Raw genomic sequence first — 8800 nt, 5'->3', positions numbered from 1 at the left:
TAAACGCCGTTGGGTGCATCCAATTTCCAATAAAATTCCGCTAGATCAGGCAGCCTTAATTGAACCGTTATCGGTGGGTCATCATGCTTTCGTACGTAGTGGTGCAAAGGCTGGTGATATTGCACTGGTTGGCGGTGCGGGGCCAATTGGTTTATTGCTTTCGGCAATTTTAAAAGCGAAAGGTCTTAAGGTCATCATTACCGAACTAAGTGCCAAACGTAAAGAAAAAGCCAAAGAGTCGGGAGTTGCAGATTATATTTTAGACCCGTCAGAAGTTGATGTTGTTTCTGAGGTCATGAAAATTACTAATGGCGATGGTGTTGATGTTGCGTTTGAATGTAGTAGCGTTAACAAGGTGTTAGATACTTTGGTCGCGGCAGTGAAACCAACAGGCGTTATAGTTATTGTTTCGATTTGGAGCCATCCAGCATCAATTAATGTGCACAGTGTGGTAATGAAAGAGCTTGATGTACGCGGCACAATTGCCTATGTAAATGACCATCAAGAAACCATTAAACTGGTTGAAGAAGGTAAAATAAATCTTGAACCTTTTATTACGCAGCGCATTCAACTTGATGATTTGATTTCACAAGGTTTTGAAACCTTAATTCATAACAATGAATCAGCCGTTAAGATTATCGTACATCCATAAATAGACACTCAAGCCTTAAAAAAGAGCGATGATTCGCTCTTTTTTATTAAAGTAAATTGTTGTTTTGAGCTTCAATAATAGGGGGTAATGGCTGTCCTAAAGAACTTAGAGACTCACGTTCAATCAAACGCACAATAGAATCGAGCGGTAAATCATTTTCTTGCAAACCAAAAGGTTCTTCAATTTGAGCACTTAACGCATCTAAACCTAAAAACATATAAGCAATTAAACCCACAATAAGCGGTGTCCAAATACCTAAAGCTGCTTCAAGGCTAAACGGTAGAATGAAACAGAAACAATAAACGGCACGATGTAAAAGTACTGAATATGAGTAGGGTAAAGGTGTCCCAGCAATACGGTCACAACCTGCTTGGATATTGCCTAACTCAATAATATGTCGATTTAAGGTGCTATAGATAATGTCACTAATGTCGCCGTCTTTTAGAGCTTTGACTAAATCTTTTTGAATATTTTCGAGTACAAACTGTGGTGCATTAATATGCTCATTTAAATAATTAAGCGAAGAGTTATTTAGATAGGCATGCTCAAGAAATTTGGTGGGTTCGACTGTTTGTTGACGTAAACGATCACGCAATAAATTACTAAAAATTAAGACCTGATGAATTAAATGTTCACGTTGTTCATTAGATAGAACATGGCTGTCTCTAACAATATGTCTGGCATTGGCAATTAAAGCCCCCCAGAGCTTGCGGCCTTCCCACCAACGGTCATAACATGCGTTATTTCTAAAGCCTGTACAAATCGAAAGAATCACGCCAAAGATGGTAAATCCGATCGCGGGTACGGTAGGTATTTGAATCCAATGATAATAAGAGAGCCAGACCACACAGGCTGAAATAAGTACCACAAAACTCAGTGCAGGCAAAACCTTCGGCAAAATTGTTCCTTTCCAAGCAAATAAGAGTTTAAATACATTGCTTTTATCACGAACAATCATATAAAGCCTTTGAACTAACGAACCTAACCAAGTGCAATATGATACGCCTTAGACGAGCTAAATACCTAGCTAAAGCTTATGTTTTTGTCTGTATCGCCAAAGAGTAGTGCGGCTAATTCCAAAAATATTCGCGACCATATTCAGGTTATGGTTATATTTTTCTAAAGCGGCTTGCACATTTTCTGGACTAAGCTCTGCATTTGTCTCGGGTAATTTAACGTAATCCTCTGCATTTAATAGCTCATTAGGTAAGTCTTCGACTTCAATTTCATCTTTACCATTTGCCATGGTTAAAGCATAAAGCAGAGTGTTTTTAAGCTCACGAACATTTCCTGGCCAGTCATAATTCAATAAAACTTGCATCGCTTTTTGATTGACATGTCGAGGCATTGTATCGAGTTGGGTTGAGCTCTCTTTTAAAATCTGATCGACAATAAGAGGAATATCGACTTTTCTCTCTCTGAGTGGTGGTATGAAAATTGGAATTACGCGTAGACGGTAGAGTAGATCATGACGGAAACGCCCAGCCTTAGCCTCTTCGCGTAAAGCTTTATGTGTTGCTGTAATAATTCGGACATTGGCTTGAATCGGTTTTTCACCACCAACTGGCGTAAATTCACCTGTTTCTAACACCCGTAATAATTTAGCTTGAAGCTCTAAAGGAATCTCGGCAATTTCATCCAGAAACAGCGTTCCGTCTGCGGCACGTTCAAACACGCCTTTATGGTCGCGAATTGCTCCCGTAAAAGCACCTTTCACATGCCCAAAGAGTTCACTTTCTAAAATATTAGAATTTAAAGCTGCACAGTTAATCGCTACAAAAATCTTATTTTTACGTTGGCTATAATCATGAATTGCTTTTGCGACAAGTTCTTTACCGCTACCAGATTCACCGCGTACGAGCACTGGAAACTCAGTAATTGCCACTCTTTGAATAATTGAAAACATACGAGTCATTTCTGGTGAACAACTATTGAAAACTTTAGCCAAGTCTTGCAATTGTTCTGTTAGCTCTACTTGATCAGCAATATCATTCTCTATGCTAACGGGCTGTAGAATATGCAATTTCCCGATAATGCGATGCTCCGCGATGTAAATATCATGTTCTTGATAGATAAATCGCTTTCTCATTTTAGGAGTATTGATCTCAAGATATTGATTGTGATGGTCTTGAGTAAGCGCTGCCATGCTCTCTACAGAAATGTCATCTGTATTAAATTTATAGTGAATTGCTTGAGTCGTTGTGTCTGCTAAAAACAGGCTCGCATTTGGGAAGAGAGCCTTAAGCTGCTCAAATAAAATATAAAAATTCTGTTCTGACTCAAAATTTAGCTTTGCCATTTTATATGTTTCACAATCGTTTCATTGAAACATACTTGAGTTTCATAGGAACATCAAGCTGAGTTCATTTTCTAAGTTTAGTTTTACTTATTATTTTAAGTTTTTGATTTTTATATTTATTATTTAATTTTAAATAATTGGCATCTTATTTGCAAAATATAGGAAAGAAATAAATTATTAGGGTATAAATCATGTTCTTTAAGCAGTTTTTTGAGCAGGAAAGTTCGACTTATACATATATGCTTGGGTGTGAAGAAACACGAGAGGCTGTTTTAATTGACCCAGTCGCATCAGATATAGAGATTTATACAAAAGAATTAGAGCAGCATCAATTTACGCTCATCTATACCTTAGATACACATGTTCATGCAGACCATATTACCGCTGCAAATTTACTTCGTGAACGTTTTCATTGCAAATCGGTTTTACACCGAAACTCAGAAGTAAGTTGCGGAGATATTTTAATTACTGATGGTTGCATGCTTAAAGTTGGCAACCTCAGTATTGAAGCGCGTTACACACCAGGTCATACCAATGCTTGTACGAGTTACCTAGTTGGAAACATGATTTTCACTGGTGATGCATTATTAATTGATGGGTGCGGTCGAACTGACTTCCAGCAAGGTAATGCAGGTACACTTTATGACAGTATTCATAAGCAACTTTTCAGCCTACCTGACGACACTATTGTATATCCGGGGCACGATTATAAAGGTCGTCTATCTTCAACGATTGGTTATGAACGCTTAAATAACTCACGTCTGGGTCAGAATCGTTCACGTGAAGATTTTATTAAATTAATGAATAACCTAAATCTGCCATATCCAAAACAAATCGATAAAGCACTACCTGCAAATCAGGCTTGCGGCTCAACTTCACAATCATAAGGTGGCAATATGGAACTTAAACGAGTTAATCAAGAATTTTATGTTGCTGACCAGATTACTGCTGACGATATCGCAAAAATTGCAGACCAAGGAATAAAAACTCTGATATGTAACCGTCCAGATGGAGAAGGTGCAGACCAACCCAATGTGATTGAAATTGAAGAAGCAGCTCAGCGACATAGCCTAAACGTAATCTATCAGCCCGTTATCAGTGGCAAAATTACTGATCAACAAGTTACCGAGTTTAAGCAGCTTTATCAGAATGCTCAGAAGCCCGTTTTAGCATATTGTCGCTCTGGTATGCGTGCAATCAGTTTGTGGGCTTTGGCTGAAGTTGCTCCACAAGATGCAGCACTGTTAGTTGAGTCGGGTAATAAGCTTGGGTTTAACTTAAAAGGCTTAGTGCCACGTATTTTAAAACGTGATCATGAACCAGCCACAATTCCTTGTTATAGCGTTGTGATTGTTGGCGCTGGGGCAGCAGGAATTTCTGTAGCGTCTAGTCTTTTATCTCGTGAACCTCATTTAGATATTGTCATTATTGATCCCGCAGATACACATTATTATCAACCGGGCTGGACCATGGTTGGTGGCGGTATTTTCAAACCACAAGTAACCGCACGCTCAATGACAAGTGTGATACCTTCAAAAGTAAAATGGATGAAAGCTGCGGTTGCTGGATTCGACCCTGAGCATAATCAGATTATTTTGGAAGGATGCCAACCTATTCAATATAAAGCTTTGGTCGTCTGTCCCGGTTTAAAACTCAATTGGCATGGCATTGAAGGCTTAGTTGAAACCTTAGGTAAAAATGGGGTGACGTCTAACTATCGTTATGATTTAGCGCCGTATACATGGGAACTGGTGCAACAGCTAAACGGTGGAAAGGCAATCTTTACCCAGCCACCTATGCCGATTAAATGTGCCGGTGCTCCTCAAAAAGCAATGTACCTTTCAGCGGACTACTGGTTAAAGCAAGGCAAACTTAAAGATATCTCTATCCATTTTTATAACACTGGTGCTGTTTTATTTGGTGTGAAGGAATATGTACCTGCACTAATGCAATACGTTGAAAAATATGGTTCAGAACTTCATTTTAACCATCAACTTGTCAAAGTAGACGGGCCTGCAAACAAAGCATGGTTCAAAGTGGTGAATGATGAAAATGCAGCATTGGTCGAGACTGATTTCGATATGTTGCATGTTGTTCCACCGCAACAAGCGCCTGATTTTATTCGTGCAAGTACTCTTACTGATGAAGCCGGCTGGGTGAGTGTGAATCCTCAAACCCTACAACACACACAGCACGCCAATATTTTTGCTTTAGGTGATGTGATGAATGCGCCTAATGCCAAAACTGCTGCTGCGGCACGGGCACAAGCTCCGATCGTTGCGGTTAATGTTATAGCCCAGCTCAAAGGTGAGCAAAACTTCTGCGAGTACAACGGCTATGGCTCATGTCCACTTACGGTAGAACGAGGAAAAATCGTTCTGGCTGAGTTTGGCTACGGCGGCAAATTACTTCCAAGTTTTCCAAAATGGGTAATTGATGGGCAAAAACCTTCTCGTTTGGCTTGGCTGCTTAAAGAGCAGATTTTACCGCCGATTTATTGGCAAGGCATGCTTAAAGGCCGTGAGTGGATGGTCAAACCTGAGCGAGGATAAACAAAGCAATGCTTTGTCCTGAGAAGCGACTAAAGCTTCGCAAGAAGACGAGATCTATTCACTCATTAACCAGCAGTCTACTGCAAACGATGTATATGCAATTTTAGGCTTTTAATATGTTATTACTTGTCGTTGAAGGCATTGTGATTGGCTTTTTACTTGGTCTTACTGGTGCGGGTGGTGGCATTCTTGCTGTACCCGCGCTTATAACCAGTCAAGGCTGGAGCGTGGCGCAAGCTGCGCCAATTGGGTTATTGGCAGTTGCGCTATCTACACTCATTGGAACTATTGAAGGCTTATTTAAAAAGATAGTTCGTTATCGTGCTGCAATCTGGATTGCCTTAATTGGTGCTCCTATGGCACATATCGGCATTTTAATAGCTAACACGATTTCACCTATTTGGCTCATGTTAATGTTTAGCTTGGTCATGTTTACAGTGGGCTATCGACTTATCAGTAACCGAGTTTCAGATTTTCATAACCCGCCGTGTCAGGTCAACCCAAGTACGGGACGCTTTATCTGGAATTTTAAAACTGGTGGTGTGCTTGCAAGCATCGGGATTATTGCTGGGCTTTTAACGGGGATGTTAGGGGTTGGAGGCGGCTTTGTAATTGTACCCGCGCTTAGAAAAGTCACAAATTTGGATATGCATAGCATTGTTGCAACCTCACTTATGATTATTTTCCTGATTAGTGGCATGAGTATTGTGATGCATATTGCAGAGGGCTTTCACTATCCAGTCGCCATTACTAGTGCGTTCGCGCTCGCATGTGCATTCGGTATGTTATTAGGACGCCGAGCTATTCGGTTTATTCCGTCTGCAATTGTACAAAAGGTCTTTGCTTTAATGGTTTTTGCTGTCGCAATTTATATGGTTATTAAGATTGTTAATCTAACAAATATCTGAGCGATATAGTATTTTAACCTTCTCTATAAATAGCAATTTTTCCAAGATGAGATATTAAAATTATCTTTGGAAAATTGATTTAAACCATTTAAATTTTTGAGAAAGTGAAATGAAGCGAATTAATGTAGCAATTTGTGGTTTTGGACGGATTGGGCAACAAATTGCAGAGCTTCTTTTAAATCGATCGACATACTATAAACAAAAATATCAAATTGATGCCCGTTTAGTGGGTGTCTGTAACTCATCATCAGGCTTAATTGATCAAGGAAGGTTTACAAGCTTCAAAGTGGCTAGATAAAACACAATATCAAGCAGGCCTAACAGAGCAAAAGTTTTTAGAACAGGTTCAAGCAGATGTCATTATTGAAACTGGACCAAGTGATTATGTTACCGGTGGGAAAGGCCTATTTTATTTAAATTATGCTTTAACACATAACATGAATGCGATTGCGGTATCTAAAGGTGCTTTAGTCGTAGAAGGCAAAAAATAATTAGCTTGGCACATCAACATAATAAAAAACTATTTTTTAGCGGTGCCACTGCTGCAGCTTTACCGACGGTTGATTTTTTTGAATATAACTTGGCGGGCTGCCAAATTTTAGAAGTTGAAGGTGTGTTTACAGGCACCACGAATTTTATTTTGAATGATATGTTGCAACATGAATGTGCATTTACAGAATCTCTTGAAAAAGCTCAAACAAAAGGTATTGCGGAACCTGACAGTTCTTTCGATGTAGATGGATGGGATACTGCTGCAAAAATTACGATACTAGCCAATACTGTTTTGGGAGCTGATGTAAAAATTCAGGATATTCCAAGACAAGGAATCAGTCATGTTACGGCCGATCATATTCGTGATTGGAAAAAAGGAAATGTAATTCCTCGTCTAGTTGGTTTTATTCATATTAAAAATCAGCAAATTCAAACAGGCGTTGAATTAAGGTTAGTCCCAGCAAATCATCCGTTTGTTCATCTGCAAGGTTCCAATAAATGCATTCGGGTGTTAACGCAAGAAATGGGGGAATTTGTGGTCAGTGGAGGGGCATCTGCGCCCTTAGCCACAGCCGCTGCAGCTTTAAAAGATTTCGAGTTGATGCTAAAAACGGGCTGCTAAAATTAATTATGATTTATAAAAAAAGCAGGCTTTTATGCCTGCTTCTCACAATTTTTTTGACTGCTAAATAACTTCTTTCCAATTTCAAACTTACTAAACATTAAGTAGTTACCAAGTAAGATGAGTAAAATTCCAAATACAGCATTTAAAGTCCACTCATATCCTTCAAAGAAAGTAGAAACTGTTAGAGCAACTAAAGGAAAGAGCAACGTGCTATAGGCTGCTTTAGCTGCGCCAATTCGTCCGACCAGAGAAAAATAAGCTGAAAACCCAATAACCGTGCCAAATACAGCTAAGTATAGTACCGAGCTTAAAAATGGGAAATTCATCGGCGGCATTAAATCTTGTCCTGTAAATAAAGCCAGAATTAACATCACCAATGCGCCATAAGTCATGGCATAACAGTTTGTTGAAAAGATATTTAGGCCACGTTTTTGGTGTCTAACACTAATCATATTCCCTAAAGAAAAACCGTAAGTGCCTATTGCACATAGCCCAATACCCATTAATAACTGAGCATTAAACTGGCTATTAATCAGATCGTGCCAAAATAGTAAAACAATACCACTTAGGCCCAAAAGTGCAGCTGGCGCAAAGTTTGGGGAAGGTTTCTGCTTAAAAAAGATAAGTGCATTAATGGCATTAAAGAAAACCGCCATCGAAAAAATGACAGACTCTAAACCGCTATTTACATATTTAACCGCAGTATAAAAACAAATAAAGTTTAGGCCAAAAACACAAAGTCCTTGCAGCATACAAAACAAGTGATCTTTTAAAGCAATTCGCTGCAATTTTCCTGAAAATAGTAAAACAACCCAAAGTAATAAGGCTGAAATAGCAAAACGCCATAAAATTGCGACAACGGGTGTTGCATAATGGCTTTGAACGGCAATTCCAATCCATGTTGTTCCCCAAATCAACACCACCGCAACATAGAGTAAAATATTCATAACTTCATCCTCGATTATCAAACTTAAGTATCTAGGAATGCTTCATTTTTCACGTATATATTCTTGTGTTGTACATGCAAGATCTTGCGTTTTTTATAGATCTAAACTAGCTGAATTTTGCTGAATATGGTTAACTTAAGCTCAATCATATTCGTTTTAATTTTGCATGGCTTATCAAACTTTAGAACAGCTGCAGCAGTCTAAAGCCAAGCTTCACGAAACTGTGGTGCTTGATGAAAATATGCAACTTGCATTTTGGTCTAATCAGCAAGATCGTGTAAGTGTCTGTAGCGATCACCACACTTTAAGTCTTTATATTCAAGAT

General features: G+C 38.9%; 7 protein-coding genes and 2 pseudogenes. 6 read left to right on the top strand and 3 right to left on the bottom strand.

Annotated elements, in window-relative coordinates:
• Positions 1–652, top strand: a 652-nt coding sequence (locus C1642_RS13115; protein ID WP_103236416.1) for a zinc-binding dehydrogenase, incomplete at its 5' end; no start/stop codon positions are given.
• 46 nt (positions 653–698) lie between these two features.
• On the opposite strand, the gene C1642_RS13110 is transcribed toward C1642_RS13115, so the two are convergent.
• The gene (locus C1642_RS13110) at positions 699–1610 is read right to left on the bottom strand and encodes a bestrophin family protein (protein WP_032030273.1); all 912 of its coding nucleotides are present in this window, start codon (positions 1608–1610) and stop codon (positions 699–701) included.
• Positions 1611–1679: 69 nt separating this feature from the next.
• Positions 1680–2951, bottom strand: a complete 1272-nt coding sequence (locus C1642_RS13105) for a sigma-54 interaction domain-containing protein (protein WP_103236415.1) — start codon at positions 2949–2951, stop codon at positions 1680–1682.
• A 191-nt stretch (positions 2952–3142) separates the two neighbouring features.
• On the opposite strand from C1642_RS13105, the gene C1642_RS13100 reads away from it, so the two are divergent.
• From C1642_RS13100 to C1642_RS13085, 4 genes and pseudogenes are all read left to right on the top strand, one after another.
• Positions 3143–3838 (top strand): MBL fold metallo-hydrolase, encoded by a 696-nt coding sequence (locus C1642_RS13100; protein ID WP_000465461.1) that lies wholly within the window; start codon positions 3143–3145, stop codon positions 3836–3838.
• 9 nt (positions 3839–3847) lie between these two features.
• Positions 3848–5503, top strand: a complete 1656-nt coding sequence (locus C1642_RS13095) for a bifunctional protein tyrosine phosphatase family protein/NAD(P)/FAD-dependent oxidoreductase (RefSeq protein ID WP_103236414.1) — start codon at positions 3848–3850, stop codon at positions 5501–5503.
• A gap of 116 nt (positions 5504–5619) precedes the next feature.
• Positions 5620–6411, top strand: a complete 792-nt coding sequence (locus tag C1642_RS13090; RefSeq protein ID WP_103236413.1) for a sulfite exporter TauE/SafE family protein — start codon at positions 5620–5622, stop codon at positions 6409–6411.
• A 109-nt stretch (positions 6412–6520) separates the two neighbouring features.
• Positions 6521–7525, top strand: a pseudogene (locus C1642_RS13085) (homoserine dehydrogenase).
• Positions 7526–7557: 32 nt separating this feature from the next.
• Here C1642_RS13085 and C1642_RS13080 read toward each other — a convergent pair.
• Positions 7558–8475, bottom strand: coding sequence for a DMT family transporter (locus tag C1642_RS13080; protein WP_001023744.1), 918 nt, complete (start codon positions 8473–8475; stop codon positions 7558–7560).
• A 166-nt stretch (positions 8476–8641) separates the two neighbouring features.
• Here C1642_RS13080 and C1642_RS19380 point away from each other — a divergent pair.
• Positions 8642–8800: pseudogene (locus C1642_RS19380) on the top strand (AraC family transcriptional regulator); the annotation flags it as partial.

Source organism: Acinetobacter sp. AKBS16 (assembly GCF_002899995.1).
Classification (GTDB): Bacteria; Pseudomonadota; Gammaproteobacteria; order Pseudomonadales; family Moraxellaceae; genus Acinetobacter; species Acinetobacter baumannii.
The sequence above is the reverse complement of the archived record's forward strand: the minus strand, read 5'-3'. Positions and strand labels throughout refer to the sequence as shown.

Bases quoted from the DNA above. Each gene is read 5' to 3' on its own strand.
- C1642_RS13100 (WP_000465461.1), top strand. From the start codon at position 3,143: ATGTTCTTTAAGCAGTTTTTTGAGCAGGAAAGTTCGACTTATACATAT.
- C1642_RS13105 (WP_103236415.1), bottom strand. From the start codon at position 2,951: ATGGCAAAGCTAAATTTTGAGTCAGAACAGAATTTTTATATTTTATTT.
- C1642_RS13090 (WP_103236413.1), top strand. From the start codon at position 5,620: ATGTTATTACTTGTCGTTGAAGGCATTGTGATTGGCTTTTTACTTGGT.
- C1642_RS13080 (WP_001023744.1), bottom strand. From the start codon at position 8,475: ATGAATATTTTACTCTATGTTGCGGTGGTGTTGATTTGGGGAACAACA.
- C1642_RS13110 (WP_032030273.1), bottom strand. From the start codon at position 1,610: ATGATTGTTCGTGATAAAAGCAATGTATTTAAACTCTTATTTGCTTGG.
- C1642_RS13095 (WP_103236414.1), top strand. From the start codon at position 3,848: ATGGAACTTAAACGAGTTAATCAAGAATTTTATGTTGCTGACCAGATT.